The organism is Streptomyces sp. NPDC037410 (genome assembly GCF_055602235.1).
In genome coordinates, this window is sequence record NZ_JBVJWR010000018.1 from 79159 (window position 1) to 97277 (window position 18119).

Consider the following 18119-nt stretch of genomic DNA (forward strand, 5'->3'; position numbering starts at 1 on the left):
CGCAGCATCGTATCGATCACACCGAACACACGTCCGCAGAATGCGCGATGCCAGACACCCGCCCCTGACCCAGTGGTCTCAGTTCTGGTCTCATTCGCCCCCGTCCGGCCCCGTCCGGACGGGGCCACGCCGAACGCTCCGCCACAGGTCAGAACGGGTGCGGCCACCGCCGGACCCCCGTACGAACATTTGGAAAGCGTGTTGGGGGCAACCCCTCACGAGTTCGAATCTCGTATCCTCCGCAGCCGCCTGAACAGGCGAAACGAAGAGCCGGACCGCTGATTGCGGTCCGGCTCTTCGGCATGCCCTGGTCTCAGTTGCGGTCTCGTTTATATTCGGCATTCACGACATCTCGGCCGGTGCGCCGGAACCGTCGGCGCCCCTGCCCGGTCAAACGGCTCGCCTTCAGGGGTGAACCCTCACGTACGCCACCTGCAGCGGCCATGGGATGCACCATCCTTGATCTGAGCACGGGCCACATCTGGTCCACTCGTGCGATCCCGACCTCGCGAGGTGTTCCTGTGACGTCCCGGTCCACGCTGACGGCCTGGCTGGCCGACCTCGACGCCCCACAGCTGGGGCGTGTGCTCGCCCTGCGGAAGGACGCCTCGGCTCCCCCTGAGCCGCGCTCGCTGGACGAACTGGCGGAACGCCTTCTGCGACCGGGCTCGGTGGCGCTCGCCCTGCCGCAGCTCCCACTGCCGTGCCTCCAGGCGGCCGAGGCCCTGGCCGCCTTGGGGACGCCCATGTCGCGCGGCGCTCTGGCGAAGGCGCTGGGAGCGACGACACCCACCGCCGCTCGGGAACTCGACGCCGTGCTGGAGGCTCTGGCCGATCGCGCGCTGGTCTGGCCCGATGGCGACGGAAGGCTCCACATGGCCGCGCCATTGCGGCAAGCCTGGGAAGCACCCTTGGGTCTTGACGCTCCGTTGGAGGAGCTCCTGGAGGGCGTGACCTCAGAGGAGCTGCGCGGCATGCTCGTCGCGCTGGGCATCAAGCCGCCCGGCACCAGGCAGCAGCGCACTACCGCCGTCCTGCACCACCATGGCGATCCGGAACGCATCGCCTCCATGGTCGCGAAGGCTCCCCGCTCTGCCCGCGAGCTGCTCGAGCACCGAGCGAGGTCCGTACCGCGGCACACCGAGTTCATCGTGTTCGGGGCTCCCGAGCCCGCTTCCCGGCCCGGCGAGCGATGGGCCCTCGACCGGGGCTTGCTGATCCGGAACCGTCACGGATACGGGCCGGCGCGCATGCCCGCCGAAGTGGCACTCGCACTCCGCGGCCCCGACTGGCATGCCCCGTTCGATCCTGTACCGCCTGCCGCAGAGATGGTGTCCGTCGCCGCTGCGGAGGTGGAACGAGAGACAGCGGCAGCGGCTACGGGCTTCGCGGCCCATGCCGCCTCGGTCCTGTCAGTCTGCTCGTCGGCTCCCCCGGCCCGACTGAAGTCCGGTGGTGTAGGCGCACGTGAACTGGGCCGGATCAGCAAGGCCGCACAGGCCGATGACGCCGTGGTGCGCATCGTCTTGGAGGCCGCGTACTCGGTCGGGCTCATGGCCACGGACGGCCACCGCGTCGCGCCCACCGAGAAGTACGACGCCTGGGCGGCGCAGGAACCCGCGGCGCAGTTCGCCGTACTGCTTCAGGCATGGTGGAACCTGGCGCTCACCCCGTCCCAGACCCGCGACGAGGAGAACAAGGCGCTACCCGCCCTGGCCGGAGCGCTCCCCTGCGACGGCTGCCTGCAGGCTCGCAGGGGACTCCTCACCGCTTCGGCACGGCTCCCGGAGGGGCTGGGCGCGCAGATCGCCACGGATCTGGGCCCGCTCGTGGCCTGGCATCGTCCGCTCGCCCACCTGTCATTCCAGGATGAGGCGCCCTTCGCCACCGCGGTCCGCGAGGCCGAGATGTTGGGCGTCATCGCCCGGGGCTCCCTCTCCCCGCTCGGTGCGAGTCTGCTGGCCGGCAACGCCGAGGGACTGGCCACCGAGTGCCGACGACTGCTGCCCGAGGCCACCGGCACGGCCCGGCTCGGCAGCGACCTCACGGCCGTCGTCAGCGGCACGCCCGCGGCGAGCCTCGCCGAGCTCCTGGACGCGACCGCGGACCGGGAGACCAGCGGGATGGCCTCGGTATGGCGCTTCAGCGCCAGCAGCATCCGACGGGCCCTGGACACCGGCCGCGCTCCGGACGAGGTCTCCGCCGAGCTGACCGCCATCGCCGAGGGGCCCCTGCCCCAGCCCCTGTCCTACCTCATCGCCGATGCCGCACGCCGTCACGGCCGTGTACGCGTCGCCCCCGCCGCCTGTGTCATCCACGGCGACGAACCGTCCCTCCTGGCCGAACTCGCCGCCCACCGAGGGCTCTCGCCCCTCGGACTGCGGCAGCTCGCCCCGACGGTGCTCGTCAGCGCCGGCACACCTGACCAGACCCTTGCCGCGCTCCGGGACCAGGGCTATGCCCCCATCGCCGAGGCCCCGGACGGGACCGTACGCGTCGAGAGGGTCCCGACCCAGCGGGCCGCCGCTGTATTGACCGCACGGAAGCCGTCCGCGAAGAACGGCGGACGACTCATGACGCACACGGCAGCCGAGGTGTCGGAGGCCGTCGACTCATACGCTGTGGCTGTCCGACTGCTGGCGGCCCCGCCGACCCTCCCGGACCCCGATCCCTTCGGCGCCGGAGGCCCCTTCGGAACGGACACCGAGGAGATCGTCGCCGGGTATGCGAGGCATTTGACGTACGCCGACGTACGCCAGCTCGGTCACGCCCTCGACGCTGGCACCGCCATCGCGATCGAATACGTCTCCACCTCAGGCAGCCGCACCGTACGTACCCTCAGCCGCCTCGAACTCGACCCGCCCTACCTCGAAGCCTGGTGCCACCTGCGTGAAGCCGAACGAGTCTTCACCCTGTCCCGCATCCACAGCGTCATGCCGCCGGGGCATGCCTGAGGCGCGGCGCGAGTGGTGAACGACGGGAGCGTCACCGTGTACGCCTCCTGACTTCCGACCCTCGATGCATCACTATTGATATACTAGGTGCACACATTGATATACAGCGAGGTGCACCGATGAGTCGCACAGTGATCGATCTCGACGACGACCTGTTGGCCGAGGTGGCCAAAGCCCTCGGCACGGGCACCAAGAAGGAGACTGTCAACACCGCCTTGCGCGAGGTACTGGAGAACAGGCGCAGAGCGCTCGCGCTCACTCGCCTGCGTGCCGCGGCAAGCGAGGGCGCCTTCGATCTTGAGCTCTTCGAAGACAAGAGGAACTACCGTCGGTGAGCTCGTCCCAGTTCCTCATCGACACCAGCGCCCTCGCCCGGTTCTTGCGCGATGACGCCGAGCAGTACGGATGGGACCGGGCCGCAGCGGCCGGTCTCATCGCGACCTGCCCGATCACCGAACTCGAGTTCTTCTACAGCGCCCGCTCCGCCGACGACCGCGCGCAAGGAATCGAGAACCTGCGTCTCATCTTCGGGTGGGTCCCTGTAGACGATCGGGCATACAGCCGGGCCTGGCAGGTCCAGGAAGCCCTGACCAAACGCGGTCAGCACCGCAGCGCGGGGCCGGTCGACCTGATCGTGGCCGCCACCGCCGAACTCCAGGGCCTCACGCTCCTGCACCGCGACCGCGACTTCGAGTGCATCGCCGCCGTCACCGGGCAAGCCCTCCAGTGGTACGGGCCTGACGCCGGCAAGTGACCGTCACGGTCTCAGTTCTGGTCTCATTCGCTCCCGTCCGGGCCCGTCCGGACGGGGTCACCCCGGACGCTCCGTCGCATGTCAGGGCACCCACGGCCCCCGCCGGACCCCCGTACGAACATTTGGAAAGCGTGTTGGGGGCAACCCCTCACGAGTTCGAATCTCGTATCCTCCGCCACGGCTGAACAGCCGAAACGAAGGTCCCGACTGCTGAGCGGTCGGGACCTTCGTCGTTCCGTGGTTGCAGTTTTGGTTGCAGTTGCCGAGATCCGCCGGTTGGCGGCTGGGCTCCCTCTCAACGTGCCGTCAGAACGCAGCACACACGCACTGGCTACCGGGCAGCGGGCAGCACGGCGTCGTCCCGCGCACCGACAGGCCATGTCGCTACACTCTGCCGGTAGCGGCGCATCGTGCGTGCCCGCTTCCGAGCTGCAGACGCGCCCACACCGCCAGTAGCGACGAGGACAAGGGTCAGTGACTCGCACGACACTGTTTGCCCAGGTCAACCGTGATGCGGCGGTGTGTGTGGGGCTCCGTCAGCGAGGACACACGATGACCAGAGATCGCGCCCCCAAGCAAGAAATCCGAGCTCGGATGGCTGAGACGGGCGAGCCCTACAGCGAAGCCCGTCGACAGCTGGCAGCAGAAATCACGGCCTACTGCCAGCAGTGCGGCGAGGTGGTCGCCCCCGGCGAGGGGAAGCTCTCCCTCAGCAGGGGCGAGCATGAGAGCGCGCAGGAAGCCCGCGAGGCGTTCGAACGGGAGCGACGAGAGCGGATCGCCGCCGCCGAGCCCAACGACTTCCAAGCACGCCTGATCAACCCAAACGACGTTCCGCCCCGCGCTCAGTGGGTGGTGTTCCACTATCGGTGCCGTCCGGCAGAGCACTGGGATGGCTACGGGTTCGAGATTGACCGCATGCGGACCTATCGCGACCTAGCGGGCGTGATCATTCACCTGGCCGACAAGGGCTACTTCGAGCACACCGACCTGCCGACGGTCCTGAGGGAGATGCACTACAGGGAGCCGTGGGGAGCAGACGAGCAGAAGCGTCGCTTCCGGTCAGTCCGTCCCGTAGAACTCTGACAGCGCTGCTCTAGACGGGCTGGTTCGAGGACCTTTGGACCTGAACTGAGCATGGCCGAACCATTGGTTGGTTCGGCCATGCTCACGGTCACCACTCGTCTGTGTCGCCGTACCTACCTGGGTTTCGGGCGCGGTCCACAGCCTGTGCACAAGCCTCAGCGAAGGGCGCCTCCACGGCCACCTTGTCCGTGCCTCGGACCTGGGCCTCGACCTCTTGGACCGTGCCGGGGCAGCGAGCCGTGCGCCAGGCCGAGGCGCGGTCGGTGTAACGGTCGGTCTCGAAGTCCCAGGCCGGCACCGACCACTGCTCCGGAACCCCGGTCGCTGTACGTTCGCCGCCAGGAAGGAACAGGGCGCGGGCGTGGAAGACCACGGTCCGCTCCGGCACGCGGTCACGGATGGCGCTCGCGCCACCTGGGCCCTGCTGTTCCCAGCGCCAGCGGTCCCATTCCTCGACCCCGGCATTGCGGTCGGGCCAGTCCTCGCTCCAGCGTGCGACGACCTCGTCAGCGTGCTCGCGGTGGAGGAAGGGAACGCGCCGTTCGCCGAGGCGGGCGACGTGGACCATCAGCTCGGCGGGAACGGGGCTCTGGCCGGCCTCCGGCGCAGCACTACTCCCAGACTGGTCCGTGCCCCACAGGAGGCCGCCGACCTTGGCGGCGGTGTCCTTGAGGACGCGGCTGGTCAGGTGCTGGTAGCGGCGGCGCATCCGGGAGGACTTACCGGGCTCCCAGCCCATGATGGCGTCGACGACTGCGTCCGGAACGCCGAGGACCAGCAGGACCGTCGCCGCGGTGTGGCGGGCGTCGTGGAGGCGGGCGTCACGGACGCCAGCGGCCTTCAGGAGCTCCTTCCACTTGTGGTAATCCGTGTTCGGGTTCAGGGGCTCGCCGGTGGGCGAGGTGAACACGTACCCCTTCTCCGTCCACAGGTCCCGGGCCCGGGCCCGCTCGCGCGCCTGCACCTCGCGGTGCTGCCGGAGCAGTTGGAGGAGCTCATCGGGTACGCCGATAGGCCGATGGCCGGCGCGGGACTTGGCGTTCTTCGTCTCGCGCCGAGTGTTGATCTTCTTGGGACAGAAGCCGGGCTTGCGTCCGCAGCGGTCGCCGCAGCCGTCCCGAGGACCGGCTCGTCCTCCTCGCCCTGCTCACCGAGGCCATGAGCCCCGCTTTCGACCCCACCACCTACTTCTGCCCACTGGAGTCGCCATGCCCGGCCCCCTGAACGGACACACCGCCCTGGTCACCGGAGCCACCGGCGGCCTCGGCTCGGCCATCGCCCGCCGCCTCGCCGCCGACGGCGCCACCGTCGCCCTCGCGCACCTCGACGACGACCAGGCCGCAGCCGAGCTCTCCACCCACATCACCCGAGGCGGCGGCACCGCCGTCCCCCCTGGCGGCCGACCTCCGCGATGCCGAGGCAGTACACGCCTTGTGCCACCAGACCCAAGACGCACTCGGCCCGATCGACATCCTGATCAGCAACGCCGGCGCCTACCCCTGCCGCCCGTGGACGGAGACGACGCCGACCCACTGGGACAACGCATTGGCCACCAACCTGACCAGCCACTACCTCCTCACCCACGAACTCACCCCCGCCATGACGGCCGCCGACTGGGGCCGGATCATCACGATCGGCTCCGCCCTCGTCACGGCGGGAGGACACGACCTTGCCGGCTACATCAGTGCCAAGGCCGGCCTTGAAGGACTCACCCGTGCCCTCGCCCGCGAACTCGGCCCCGCCGGCATCACCGCCAACTGCATCGCCCCGGGCTCCATCCGCGTCCCCGCCGAGGACACCGTCGTCGACGGCCCGGAGGCCATGACCGCCCGCCAGCTCGCCCGCCAGTGCGTCCAGCGCCGGGGCCGCCCGGACGACGTCGCCGCTGCCGTCGCCTTCCTCGCCACCGACGACGCCGGCTTCATCACCGGCCAGACCCTGCGCGTCGACGGGGGCTGGATCCTTGGCTGACATCTGGCTCATGCGCCACGGCGCCTACGAAGGCCACCGCCCCGGCCACCACGCCCCGCACGAAGCCGCCCTCACGCAGGAGGGCCGCGACCAGGTACGCCGCTCCCTGCCCCTCCCCGAGGGCATCACCGCGATCGTCACCAGCCCGACCCCCCGCGCCCGCCAGACCGCCACCCTCGTCTCTCACCTCACGGGCCTGCCGATCGTGGCCGCCTCCGGCCTCCTGGCCGAATGGCGCGCCCCTAGCATCGTCCTCGGCCGCACGGCCGAGATCTACCCGCCGACGTACCGCGCCTGGAGGGCCCAGCGCCTCGCCAACCCCTCCCTACGCTGCTAAGACGGCGAAAGCCTCACCGACCTCCACACCCGCGCTCGCCACTGCGCGGCCTTCCTTCATCACACTGCCCAGCGCCACGGCGCCCTCTTGGCCGTCTCCCACACCCTTCTCCTCGGCGTCCTCACCCACCTCCCAGAAGGCCCCGCCGCCTTCACCACCGTCGCGAAGACACCCTGGCAGTTCGCCGAGCGCCGCTTGTTCACCCTGGCACTGCACCAACACCCCGGCCCCCACCGCGGTACGTTGTCGGCCATCGAGGGCCGGACGTCGACCGCTCCACCGGGCGATCCAGCATCGCGCGGACCGGAGCGTGACCCTGCTTTGGCTGGACAGGTGGATGCGCATCGAGCAGTTCGGTACCGAAAGACGGCAGACCGGACGAGAAGCCCAGCTGACGGTGATGCATGCTCTGACGACCCCGCCCGACCGGGAACGCTGCCGAGCTCTTCGGTACTCTCGTCGGCTGTCCCGGCGCGATACCGCGATAGAGGGCGTTTCACGGAGTTGGGGAGACACATGAGACGACTCTGCGTTGCTGCTCTGGCACTCATCGCCGTGGTCGGGTGCGATACGGCACCAGGCCCCTCTACGGTGGCGGAGGGTGCTGTCGCGACGACGATGCCGGCGCCTCCGGCATCTCCTTCCCCCTCGCCGACACCGACCACTCCGGCTTGCAAAGCGGTGCCGTTGGCCGATGAAGCAGCCAATCTCAGCGGTCACATGCTGCTGGCGGCTGCAAAGACGGACGATGATGCAACCCTCCTCGCGGCAGGAAGGATCGCTCGCGCGGCGACAGGTCTCCAGCACACAGTCACGCACGTGTGCCCGATGGAGACCTCGGGCAATTCGCTGAACCGGAACACCCTGTGCGAAGCGGCCCGGGACTACCTGCAGATGGGCGGCAGCGTCCCCGCCCGCATGGCGGCGGAGTCCGCGGTCGATGATGCCCAGTCCGCCACGCAGGAGGACCGGGACGCGTACAAAGCCGCCCTCAAAGCCGTTGGGGATCCACTCAGTGGAGGGGTGATCAAGCTTGAGGTCGGCTACTGCGACGACCTCTAATTAGTCCGATGCTGATCTCGTTCAGTCCCGTCCGGATGGGGCCACGCCGAATGATCCACCCCAGGTCAGGACGTGTGTAACCATCTCCGGCCCCCCGTACGAGCATTTGGAAATGCGTGGTGGCAGCCCCTCGCGAGTCTGAATATCAGACTCTCTACCCTTTCCTATTACAGGAAGGCAGTTGAAGACCCCGACCGGTTCCTTTTCGGGGCCCTCTTCGTCACGTGATCTCGGGCTCAAACGCGGTCTCAGCCGTAGAACTTCGAATGGGTGCGCTGCAGCCGGCGATTCATCAACGTGTGGCGCGCATCACTCAAGGCGCGCATCGTCTGCGCGTCGAGCGCCGGGATGAGTCGAGTGAGCGCCTCGTCGGTGGCTTCGATCAGGGCCTCCGGGTCATCAGAGGCGCGGGAGATCTTGTCGAGCCTCGCTAGCTCGGAAGCAGCGCCGGGGACGATCGGAACCTGCAGCGCGTTGACCTCGCTGGGCACGAGCTCGAGAACGCCGCCGCCGAAGCTTCGCCCCTCGACTTCCGCAGAGAGCATCGTGAGCGAATTATGGAACGCTGCGGTGAAGTCGTCTGCCGTGATCGGCGAACCCGCGAGGATCTGCCCCTTGTAGATGGTGTCGGTCGTCACGACCTTCGCGTGGTTGGAGATCACGCGTGGGTAGCGGTTGGACCGCTTGGACAGCAGCAGGTCGCCGGCAGGCACGACCGGGACCCTGTACCAGGGCGCGCGCACGCGACACTTGAAACGTTGGTCGATCTCCAGGCGAACTCCGCCGTCGAGGTACTGCTGCGCCAGCTCGTGAGCCTCCGGCGAGGACTTGGTCGCCGCGAAGCTCAGGAGCCAGGCAGGCTGGCTGGCGTCGGCCAAAGCTTGCTGCTCCTCACTGGTATAGACCAGCCCCTCAGCGTGGCGTGACCTCGGCAGCAACGGGATCGCCCACTCCTCAAGGTCGTACGCCTTGACCTTCGCGGAATCGACACAGAAGTAGCCGTTCGCGCCCGTCACGGTCGAGACGCTGAATCGCGCGACGCTGCTGAGCGACTTCACTGCGGAGATCGACTGGACGGCAGCCAGAGCGTCGTTCTGATCAGGCAACAGCAGGTAGTTGGTCCAGGTGCCTGCAGCCGGCGCAACCATATGCGACCAGGATCGGGTGTCGCCGTTGTGGTCGCGAAATTGGATGTTCGAAGGAGCGGTGGCCCCCTTCGACACACGACCGCTGAGAATCAGGACCTCCTGCAGGACCGAGGGGAACGAGCCCGGCTCGAAGAGATCGATGGTGAGGTCGGTCGTGTTGGCCAGGAGCCAGTTGCGGACAGCGTTCGCCGAGATGCCGGTCAGGAACTCGGTCGGGAGGATGACGGAGAAGACGCCGCCGTCACGTAGCTTCGAGAGAGACAGGAGGAAGACAGGGATCCAGAGGTTCGACACGGAAGTCCCCGCTACACCAAGCCCGGAGCTGATCTCCTTGGCGCGCTGCTTGTCCTCGTCCGAGATGAACTGGAACCGCACATAGGGCGGATTGGCAAGCACCCAGTCGAAGTCGGAGCCTCGTCCCTGCGACCACTGGAGCACATTCTGGTTGACCACTCGCCCCTGCAGGCCTGTCGAATCCAACGCATCGGACGCTTTGGTGGCCTCCCCGGCGAAGATCTCAACGGCTTCGACTGTCTGAATGCGGCGAGCCATGTCGCTGCGCCCGATCCCCCGGAGGAAGGCACCGTCTCCAGCGGACGGCTCGAGCACTCGGAGATCCGATCGACCGTCGAGCAATTCGGCAGACCGGCGGATGCAGAGCTCGACTAGGACGTCGGGCGAGTAGAACCCCCCGCGCAGCTTGTCATCGCTTACTTCGTCCCGTGTCCGCATCGAATCTTCTTTCGCTTCAGTTACTGAAGTAAAGACCCTACCTTACCGTTTCCACGTTGCGCAGCACCCCTTGTGGAATCCTCAGCGGCATGAAACTTCGCTTCGTCGGCCAGCCCTTCGCCGATCACCCAAACCTGGTCGACTTCATCGAGCATGCGAGGGATGCCGGTTTCGACGAGCTCAAGATCGCGGTGGCCTGGGCCAAGCGGTCCGGCCTCGGGCGCGTCTGGGACGCGCTCGAGGAGTTCCGGGCCCAGGGCGGCAAGGTGCTGTTGATCCTGGGAGTCAGCGAGGGCGGCGCCACCAGGGAGGGACTGGAGCTCGCCCTCCAAGTCGCCGACGAGGGTTACGTCTTCCACGACCCGCGACGAACCTTCCACCCCAAAGTCTACTTCGCTTGCTCGTCTGGCCAGCGGTCGCTGCTCGTCGGTTCAAGCAACCTCACGGCTGGCGGACTCAGCTGGAACTACGAGGCTTCAACATGGGTGGACTGGGACGCTGGCGAAGGCGAGGACGTGACGGACGAAGTGTCGGCGTGGTTCGACGGCCTCATCGCCAAGACGGAGTCGTGCAGTCCCCTGACGACGGAGCTCATCACGAATCTGGAGAAGAGCGGGGACATCGTCATCGGTTCCGAGTCCCGAGCACGACGCGTCCAGAAGAAGAAGTCGGACACACCGGAAGACAACGACAGCGCGATCGTGGCGACCATCAGCGGCCTGTTCAAGCCAGTGCTGGCTGGCCTGAGGAAGCTGCCGGGCCTGAGTTCCAAGATCGCCCCGATCGCATCCGCTCCCGGCACGACAGTCACGAAGAAGCCTGCGATCAAGGCGGCGGGCGCGTCCGGGACGCCCCCTATGGCGAAGAAGCCGGCACTGGCGGGCCCCGCTCCCTTCCCGACCGCAGACGTTCAGCGGCGTTGGTACAAGCGTCTCGACAACACTGCGGCGCAGCAGGTGAAGTCCGCGGCAAGCAATCCGACCGGGAATCTACGCCTGAGCCAGGAGGACGCTTCCATTGACCACAAGCACTACTTCCGCGACGACTTCTTCGGCGGCCTGCCGTGGACGCCGACCGAGGGCAAGGACACGGAGCAGGAGGTCGTCGTCGGGTTCCGCACATGGATCGACGGCGCGGACCACGGAATCCAAGAGCTCAGGCTCAGCCACGACCCCAAAAGGATCTCCGGGCAAGGAAACGTGCCCACGGTGCTCCATTGGGGCGCGCTGGCACCGGAGATGCGGGAGACCAACTACGTCGGGCTGTACATAAGCCTCGAACGCACGACCGACGACGAGTACAACCTGGTGATCTCGCAAACGCTTCGGGGGGACTACCAGGTCTGATCAGCCTGGAACTCCCTGCCCGAGAACCCCGGCGCGTCGAAGAATTCTTTCGACACACCGAGGTGCCGCACCTTCTACCCGAAGAGCTGTGCGACGCCTGGCGCAGGGCGTGATCAGGGACCGAACTCCTGTGGTTGCAGTTCTGGTTGCATTCACCCCCGTCCGGACGAGGCCACCCCGAACGCTCCGCCGCAGATCAGGACGCCTATGACCCCCTCCGGACCCCCGTACGAACATTTGGAAAGCGTGTTGGGGGCAACCCCTCACGAGTTCGAATCTCGTATCCTCCGCCAGTGCCTCACCGGGCACGTTGTCGAAGGGCCTCACCGTTCGCGGTGGGGCCCTTCGACGTGTGTGGACGTGATGGGTGCGTCAGCTGAGGTCGCGCACCTTGATGCTGTGGATGCCGCGGCCGTGGGTGGCCGCGTACAGGGTGGTGCCGTCCGGGCCGAGCTTCAGCTGGAGCACGGCGACGGCCGGGAGGGAGCCGACCCGCTGCCACGTGGTGCGGCCGGGGGCGCGGTAGACGACGCCCAGGTCGGTGGCGACGGCGAGGCCGCCGTTCGGCGTGACGATCGCGGAGTTCGCCGGTACGTCGGGGAGGCCGGCCGAGATGTTCTTCCAGGTGGTGCCGCCGTCGGTGGACTCGAAGACGTGGCCGACACCGGCGCCGGGGCCTTCGGTCCAGTGCCGGGAGAAGCCGTTGACGGCGAGGAAGACGTGGTCGGCGTTCTTCGGGTCGACGGCGAAGCCGCTCAGGTAGCGGTTGGGCACCGTACCGTCCGCGGGCAGGGTGATGTCGTGCCAGCCGGTGCCGTCCGCGTTGCCGACGGCGATGCCGCGGGCGAAGCCCTTGTTGTTGCAGGGGCCGCACCAGGCCGCGTAGACCTTGCCGCCGGAGGCCGCGACGGCGGTCGCGGTGCGGCCGGCGCCGAGGTCGTACACGCTCTTCCATTCGTCGCCGCTGCGGATGGCGTACCCGTGGGTCTGCACCCACACGTGCCGGCCGCCCGCGATCCACGTCGAGCTGCTCTTCATGTCAGCCGCGAGCGGGGCGATGAAGCGGGCCTCGCTGGTGGCGTTGTCTGCCGGGGCGACGTTGAACGAGGTGATCTTGCCGGGGTCGTTCACCCAGGAGCCGTCGTTGACCGCGCAGTTCTGGGTGACCTGGACGGAGAGGTACACGTACTCCTCGGCGATGTCGCAGCCGTTCGCCGGGTCGGTGAGGGTGTCGCCGCCGTCGCCGCCGAAGTTGGAGCCCATGACCTTGTCGTTGCCGCGCAGGAGGGACTGGCCGTTGTCCTGCAGGCCGCCCGTGATCGACTGGCCGCCGTAGGTCAGGTCCTTGCCGACGCCCACCGAGTAGTACTGGAGGGTGTCGATGGTGCCGTCGTTGAGGGACGTCCAGTCGGTGGCGTGCCCGGAGGCGTCCTGGGAGCCGTCGACCGGGCGCCGGTAGACGCCGCCGTCGTTACCGACGTACACGAAGCTCTTGCCGTGGTAGCGGCCGATCGCGACGCCGTGCTGGTCGGGGTGGGTGGTCTGGTGGCAGTCGCCGGTCTGCTTCGCCGGGTCGATGCTCCAGCAGGAGAACCCGAAGTTCCAGTACGGGCCGACGGCCGACCAGGTGGCGCCGCCGTCCTTGGTCTCGTGGACCTCTTCCAGACCCGCGTACACATGCTGCGGGTCGCTCGGGTCCACGGTCAGGAACTGGTTGTACCAGGCCTGGACGCCCGGCATGTAGCCGCCGGAGGTCAGCGCGGAGCCGTCGGCGGCCAGCTGCCGGTAGTCGGCGATCTTCTTCCACGGGCCGGTCGGGGAGCCGGAGGCGGAGACGAAGATCCCCTCCAGGCCGCTGTCCGGGTTGGTGTTCATCTGCTCGGGCGACTGGTCGACGGCGTAGTAGCGCGAGCCGTCGGCGGAGCGGGCGAAGGTGACGTTGCCGACGCCGTCCGGGTCCGTCGGGAGGTCGCCCATCCCGTCGGTGATCCGCGTCCAGGAACCGTCCTGGGCCTTCGCGTAGAAGCCGTTGTAGTCGTCACCGCTGCGCCAGCCGACCGCGAGCACGACCTTGCCCGGGTTCTTCGGGTCGATCGCGATGTCGTTGGTGATGTTCTTGTACGCGGCCGACTCGTCGTGTGCCTTGGGGCCGCCCGGCAGGTAGTCGGGGTTGGGGGCGAACTCCAGCTTCCAGGCGCCGCTGAGCGTCTTCGTGGAGTGGCTCCACACGCCGGTGCTGGTCGCCGCCCACACCTTGCCGCCGCCGAACCGCAGGTGGTGGACGGTCGTGGAGTCCAGCTCGTCACCGCCGACACGGCCGCGCGCGGAGAACGTGCCGTCGTGCGGGTCGGTCAGGACGTAGACGCCGCTGCCGAGGTAGGCGTCCGCGTTGGTCGTCGCCTCGCCGGTGCCCAGCCACAGCCGGCCGGCGGCGTCGAGCGCGAGCGCTCCGGTGGACTGCGAGGGCAGCCGGTCGCTGATGGGCTGCCAGTGCCCACCGCCCGTACGCGACCGCCAGACGCCGCCGCCCGCGCTGCCCGCGTACACGTACCCGTCGTCGTCCGCCTCCACGGCGGCCATGCGGCCGGTGACGCGGCCCGCGCCGCCGCTGGAGTTGGAGTCGAAGTCGCGGTAGCGCGGGTCGTCGGAGTCGTACGGCCGGTTGGTCACGTGCAGCCAACTGCCGTCGGTACGCGGCAGCTTGGCCATCGCCGCCCATGCGGCGCCGTACGCGCCCGGCGCGACGACACCGGGCGCGGTGCGGGCCTCGGCGAACTGCTCGGCGCCCTCGGCTATCTCGTCGGCCTCGTTGCCGTCGTCCTCCTCGGCCAGGCTGGGACTCATGCCCCCGACCGACTGCTGGCGCTGGGCCGCGAGCCGGGCCAGATCACGCGCCCCGAAGGGGCTGTGCCCGCCGGGCGCCGCGTCGGCGGGTATCGCGACGAGCGCGGCGGATGCGGAGACGGCACAGATCGTGAGCCATCGTCTGTTGCGGGTGGGTGCTGACACCAGGTCCTCCTCGAACCGGCAGTGATACAGCCATCGCGGGAGACCTGATCACAAGGGGCGGGCGGAGTACGCCAGTTGGTGAAGCTTTGACCAGAACCTGTCATCCGATGAGATCGCGGAGCGTCATCAATGCGCGCCGCGGGAGCCCGTAAGGCTGAGGAGGGGGCGCGAGGGGGTGATTCACCGGATCGGGGGGTGATCACGGGGAGGGACGTTCCTTCGCTACCCGGTCTGTAGTGATGCAGATACTTTCTGTGATGACCAGTCGATGACCAGTCGGCATCATCAAACAGGGGACATCTATGAGGAAGTTGGCGGCAGCGGTGATGACTGCGGGGTTGTTCGCAGGGGGGATGGGGGTGGCCGTCGCCGAATCGTGGCACGACGCAGCGCTCTTCAAGACGACCGGAGCACGATTCACGGGAGGAAAGTACAAATGGGAGCCCGCGGAGGTTGAGCAGGGCGCCTTCCACATCAAGGGCACGCTGCGTGACGTGGGCCTGGATGACAACCACAACGTGTATTTGCAGGTGAAGGTCCACGGTTACGGGTGGAATCGCTTCGACGGGGTGCAGAAGAAGGGCGTCTGGATCGACAAGCTCGTCCACGACGGCGCCACTCGGTATACGAACACGGCGGAGGTGCGCGTGTGCCAGAACCGCGGTTCCCTGCACCCTGACAACTGCTCCCCGACGAGGTACTTCAAGCGCAAGTAGTGCAGTTGACCTTTGCGGGAGCCACCGACCAGGCGGCTCCCGCTCTCATAGGAGTGCGCACCACGATGGACGTCATCCTCCGCGCCGAAGGCGTGGATCTCTTCTACGGCACCCAGCAGGCTGTGACTGGTGCCGATTTCACGCTCAAGCGCGGCGAAGTGGCCGCCATCATGGGCAGCAGCGGTTCCGGGAAGTCGTCCCTGCTGTACTGCCTCGCCGGGGTTCTTCCGCCTTCAAACGGCACGGTGACGTTCGACGGACAGCAGCTCTCGTCCCTTCCTGACGGGGAGCTCAGTGCGCTGCGCCGTACGCGCCTGGGTTTTGTCTTCCAGTACGGGGAACTGTTGCCGGAACTGACCGTCGAGGAGAACGCGGCGCTCCCCCTCCGGCTTGCCGGGATCAGCAAGACCCATGCCCACGCCATGGCCGGCCAAGTGCTGGGGCGGCTCGGACTGGGTGATCTACTGCGGCGCAGGACCTCGAAGCTGTCGGGTGGCCAGAGTCAGCGCGTTGCGGTTGCGCGGGCTCTGGTCCACCGGCCGGACGTGGTGTTCGCGGACGAGCCGACCGGAGCGCTCGACAGCGCCAACGCGGCTGCCGTACTCGATGAGTTCCTTCAGCTGGCGAGACGGCAGAAGACAGCCGTCGTCATCGTCACGCACGACGCCGACGTCGCCGCGAAGGCTGACACCCAGTACACGATGTCGGATGGCGTACTGGCCCAACGGGTGACCGTGTGAACGCGTTCGTCCTCGGCGTGCGTCTGCTGTGGGGAAGCGGGCGCCGGGCTCGGGTCCGCTTCCTCCTGATGGCGCTCGGATCCGCACTCGGTGTTTCCTGCCTGGCCGCCGCGCTCACCATTCCGACGATCATCGCCGCCAACGATGCCCGGGTGACGAGTCGCGCCGTTTTCCCCGGCGCGAACAAGAACGCCGTCTACCAGGAATTCCTGGACCCCTACGGCTCGCAACCACTGCGGCGTGTCTTCATCGGTCACAAAGGGGTCGGCCCCTTGCCGGTTCCTCCGGGAATCAAGGCACTCCCTCACGCGGGCGAAGCGCTCGTCTCGCCGAAGCTGGACGAGATCCTCGCGGCCAATCCCCGCGCCGCAGGACTCGTGCCCGGCCATGTGATCGGCACCATCGCCCCGGAGGGATTGGGCGGACCGGACGAGTTGTACGCCTATATCGGCACCGACGCCGACGAACTGAGCGAGGCGGCACCACTCGGCCACTTCGGCGCCACGTACACGCAGCACCAGGTCATCGACCCCTCCACCCTGGACATCCTTCGGTTCACTCTCGGCTGCATCGTGTTGCTCCCGCTCGTCATCTTCCTCTCCGTCTGCGCCCGGCTCTCCGGCGAGTCACGTGCGCGTCGGCTCGCCGCACTCCGGCTCGTCGGCCTCAGCATGCGGGACACCCTGCGGGTCAATGCCGGAGAGAACGTGGTCGCCGCCTTCGTCGGGGCTGTGGTCGGGCTCATCGGCTATCTCGGGATCAATGAAGTCATGGCGCGGATCGGCTTGCCCGGGTTGCGCTGGTACCCGGCCGATGGGCGACCGGACGGAACGACCATCGCCGCATGCCTGCTGGGGTGCCCTGCCCTCGCCTGGGTCGTGGGGCAGTTCAGTGCGCGGCGAGCCGCCCAGTCGCCCATCAGCGTGCGCCGGACCGGGGAGCGTAAGCCTCCGAAGAAGTACGGAACGCTGATGCTGATCCCCGGTCTCGGAATCATCAGCGGATACTGCCTGCTCAGCGCGATGGGACGGGATCCGTCAGGCGGATCGGCCGGCGCCGTGCTGGTTCCCAGCGCTGTGCTGCTGACCGGCGCAGGGCTTGTGTTCGGTCTGGCACCGATCACGGCATGGCTCTCACGACGCCTGGCGGGAATGTCGCGATCATTGCCGCTGGCGCTGGCCATGCGACGCACGGAGGTCGATCCGGGGAGCGCTCTGCGGGTAGTCACCGGTCTCGTGCTGCTGGTTTTCGGTGCCTCGCTCACGCAGGGGGTGCTCATCGAGTTGGATCAGGTCAGTCGTCGGACGGCGCCGGTCCAGGAGTACAGCATTCCTGCAGCTGAGCTGAGTATGCGACAGCGCGTGGATATGACCGCGCTGAGTGGCGTGCAGGCACACAGCCTGGTGGTCACATCATGGGTGGCAACGTTGGAAGAGGACGTGCCCAGCATCCAAGGCGTCGTTGCCACATGCGCTCAATTGTCTGCCTTCACCAAAACTGCGCACGGATGCATCGATGGCAAGGTCCTGCGGATGGAGGATCCGACGTTCTTGTTTGATGCGAATGCCCGCGTCGGCCGCAGCTTCCCCTTCCTCCTCAGCAACGGACAAAAGCTGAATGTGTCCGTCCCCCGGGAAAGCGTGACCATTCAGGCGTACGACCCCTCAGAGTTCGCCGGGCCAAGTCTGCTCATTCCCCCCTCCCTGCTCCCCCAAGGCACTGAGCCCAAGGACGCCCATTTCGTTCTCGTCAGTCCTTCCGACCCCAGCACCGTCCGTGCCGTTCTCGACGGCATCGGGGCCGTCGCGCCCACCGCCTCCGTCGAGCCCGTCGGCATCGTCATCGACTCGCTCGCCCAGCTGACCGTCATCCGGAGTCTGCTGGTCGTCGGGATGGTGCTCGGGCTCGTCATCGGGGTTGCCGCGTTCGTCGTGTCCGTGGCCGATCGGGCCATGGAGCGGCGGGGGCAGGTGGCCGCGCTCGTCTTGTTGGGGGCTCGGGCGGGGACGTTGCGGGTGGTGCAGGTGGTGCAGGTGTTGTTGCCGTTGGTGGTGGGGCTGGGGGCGGCGATCGTCACCGGGTGGCTGGCCGAGTCCAGCTATCTGATCACCGGGGGTGGCGCCGTGCACTGGGACTGGGACGGGCTGCCCCTGCTGTTCGCCTCCGCCCTGGGCGTCATGCTCGCCGCCGCGGTCGCCTCCCTCCCCATGGTGAGGCGCCACATCGATCCCGAGCACATTCGGCGCGATTAGACCGCGACCTCC

Annotated in this window: 14 protein-coding genes and 2 pseudogenes; 12 read left to right on the forward strand and 4 right to left on the reverse strand. The window is 67.9% G+C overall.

The window, feature by feature from the left end; genetic code table 11:
* The first annotated feature begins 521 nt into the window (after positions 1–521).
* The 4 genes from ACZ7HT_RS27225 (at position 522) to ACZ7HT_RS27240 (ending at position 4794) form a co-directional block, all read left to right on the forward strand.
* Positions 522–2954 carry a helicase-associated domain-containing protein gene (locus ACZ7HT_RS27225; protein ID WP_471170767.1) on the forward strand — a complete coding sequence of 811 codons (2433 nt, stop codon included), beginning with the start codon at positions 522–524 and terminating at the stop codon, positions 2952–2954.
* Positions 2955–3073: 119 nt separating this feature from the next.
* Positions 3074–3289, forward strand: coding sequence for a type II toxin-antitoxin system VapB family antitoxin (locus ACZ7HT_RS27230; protein ID WP_471170769.1), 216 nt, complete (start codon positions 3074–3076; stop codon positions 3287–3289).
* A complete protein-coding gene (locus ACZ7HT_RS27235; protein WP_471170771.1) occupies positions 3286–3708 on the forward strand; it encodes a PIN domain-containing protein in 423 nt (140 codons plus the stop codon). The genes ACZ7HT_RS27230 and ACZ7HT_RS27235 overlap by 4 nt, the downstream gene beginning before the upstream one ends.
* Before the next feature lie 594 nt (positions 3709–4302).
* Positions 4303–4794 carry a hypothetical protein gene (locus tag ACZ7HT_RS27240; RefSeq protein WP_471170773.1) on the forward strand — a complete coding sequence of 164 codons (492 nt, stop codon included), beginning with the start codon at positions 4303–4305 and terminating at the stop codon, positions 4792–4794.
* A 619-nt stretch (positions 4795–5413) separates the two neighbouring features.
* Here the strand turns inward: ACZ7HT_RS27240 and ACZ7HT_RS27245 are convergent.
* A pseudogene (locus tag ACZ7HT_RS27245) lies at positions 5414–5908 on the reverse strand (tyrosine-type recombinase/integrase); the annotation flags it as partial.
* Positions 5909–6002: 94 nt separating this feature from the next.
* On the opposite strand from ACZ7HT_RS27245, the pseudogene ACZ7HT_RS27250 reads away from it, so the two are divergent.
* From ACZ7HT_RS27250 to ACZ7HT_RS27260, 3 genes and pseudogenes are all read left to right on the forward strand, one after another.
* Positions 6003–6095, forward strand: a pseudogene (locus ACZ7HT_RS27250) (short-chain dehydrogenase); the annotation flags it as partial.
* Positions 6096–6225: 130 nt separating this feature from the next.
* On the forward strand, positions 6226–6765 hold the full coding sequence (locus tag ACZ7HT_RS27255; RefSeq protein WP_471170775.1) for an SDR family NAD(P)-dependent oxidoreductase: 540 nt from the start codon (positions 6226–6228) through the stop codon (positions 6763–6765).
* A complete protein-coding gene (locus tag ACZ7HT_RS27260; RefSeq protein ID WP_471170777.1) occupies positions 6758–7102 on the forward strand; it encodes a histidine phosphatase family protein in 345 nt (114 codons plus the stop codon). Before ACZ7HT_RS27255 ends, ACZ7HT_RS27260 begins: the two co-directional genes overlap by 8 nt.
* Here the strand turns inward: ACZ7HT_RS27260 and ACZ7HT_RS27265 are convergent.
* A complete protein-coding gene (locus tag ACZ7HT_RS27265) occupies positions 7091–7447 on the reverse strand; it encodes a hypothetical protein (protein WP_471170778.1) in 357 nt (118 codons plus the stop codon). The genes ACZ7HT_RS27260 and ACZ7HT_RS27265 overlap by 12 nt on opposite strands.
* Positions 7448–7789: 342 nt before the next feature.
* On the opposite strand from ACZ7HT_RS27265, the gene ACZ7HT_RS27270 reads away from it, so the two are divergent.
* Positions 7790–8164, forward strand: coding sequence for a hypothetical protein (locus ACZ7HT_RS27270; protein ID WP_471170780.1), 375 nt, complete (start codon positions 7790–7792; stop codon positions 8162–8164).
* 248 nt (positions 8165–8412) lie between these two features.
* Here ACZ7HT_RS27270 and ACZ7HT_RS27275 read toward each other — a convergent pair whose 3' ends face one another.
* Entirely contained in the window at positions 8413–10044 is a 1632-nt protein-coding gene (locus tag ACZ7HT_RS27275; protein WP_471170782.1) for an Eco57I restriction-modification methylase domain-containing protein, read from the reverse strand.
* A gap of 89 nt (positions 10045–10133) precedes the next feature.
* Between ACZ7HT_RS27275 and ACZ7HT_RS27280 the strand changes: the two genes are divergently transcribed.
* Complete coding sequence (locus ACZ7HT_RS27280; protein WP_471170783.1) at positions 10134–11390, forward strand: phospholipase D-like domain-containing protein; 1257 nt, start codon at positions 10134–10136, stop codon at positions 11388–11390.
* A 372-nt stretch (positions 11391–11762) separates the two neighbouring features.
* On the opposite strand, the gene ACZ7HT_RS27285 is transcribed toward ACZ7HT_RS27280, so the two are convergent.
* Positions 11763–14399, reverse strand: a complete 2637-nt coding sequence (locus ACZ7HT_RS27285) for a WD40/YVTN/BNR-like repeat-containing protein (protein ID WP_471170785.1) — start codon at positions 14397–14399, stop codon at positions 11763–11765.
* Positions 14400–14752: 353 nt separating this feature from the next.
* Between ACZ7HT_RS27285 and ACZ7HT_RS27290 the strand changes: the two genes are divergently transcribed.
* The 3 genes from ACZ7HT_RS27290 to ACZ7HT_RS27300 all read left to right on the forward strand — a co-directional run bounded on the left by ACZ7HT_RS27290 (position 14753) and on the right by ACZ7HT_RS27300 (position 18107).
* Entirely contained in the window at positions 14753–15115 is a 363-nt protein-coding gene (locus ACZ7HT_RS27290) for a hypothetical protein (protein ID WP_471170929.1), read from the forward strand.
* A 65-nt stretch (positions 15116–15180) separates the two neighbouring features.
* Complete coding sequence (locus ACZ7HT_RS27295; RefSeq protein ID WP_471170786.1) at positions 15181–15855, forward strand: ABC transporter ATP-binding protein; 675 nt, start codon at positions 15181–15183, stop codon at positions 15853–15855.
* Complete coding sequence (locus ACZ7HT_RS27300; RefSeq protein WP_471170788.1) at positions 15852–18107, forward strand: FtsX-like permease family protein; 2256 nt, start codon at positions 15852–15854, stop codon at positions 18105–18107. Before ACZ7HT_RS27295 ends, ACZ7HT_RS27300 begins: the two co-directional genes overlap by 4 nt.
* The last annotated feature ends 12 nt before the right edge of the window (positions 18108–18119 follow it).

Bases quoted from the DNA above. Each gene is read 5' to 3' on its own strand.
- ACZ7HT_RS27230 (WP_471170769.1), top strand. From the start codon at position 3,074: ATGAGTCGCACAGTGATCGATCTCGACGACGACCTGTTGGCCGAGGTG.
- ACZ7HT_RS27240 (WP_471170773.1), top strand. From the start codon at position 4,303: ATGGCTGAGACGGGCGAGCCCTACAGCGAAGCCCGTCGACAGCTGGCA.
- ACZ7HT_RS27265 (WP_471170778.1), bottom strand. From the start codon at position 7,447: ATGCGCATCCACCTGTCCAGCCAAAGCAGGGTCACGCTCCGGTCCGCG.
- ACZ7HT_RS27275 (WP_471170782.1), bottom strand. From the start codon at position 10,044: ATGCGGACACGGGACGAAGTAAGCGATGACAAGCTGCGCGGGGGGTTC.
- ACZ7HT_RS27280 (WP_471170783.1), top strand. From the start codon at position 10,134: ATGAAACTTCGCTTCGTCGGCCAGCCCTTCGCCGATCACCCAAACCTG.
- ACZ7HT_RS27290 (WP_471170929.1), top strand. From the start codon at position 14,753: ATGGGGGTGGCCGTCGCCGAATCGTGGCACGACGCAGCGCTCTTCAAG.
- ACZ7HT_RS27295 (WP_471170786.1), top strand. From the start codon at position 15,181: ATGGACGTCATCCTCCGCGCCGAAGGCGTGGATCTCTTCTACGGCACC.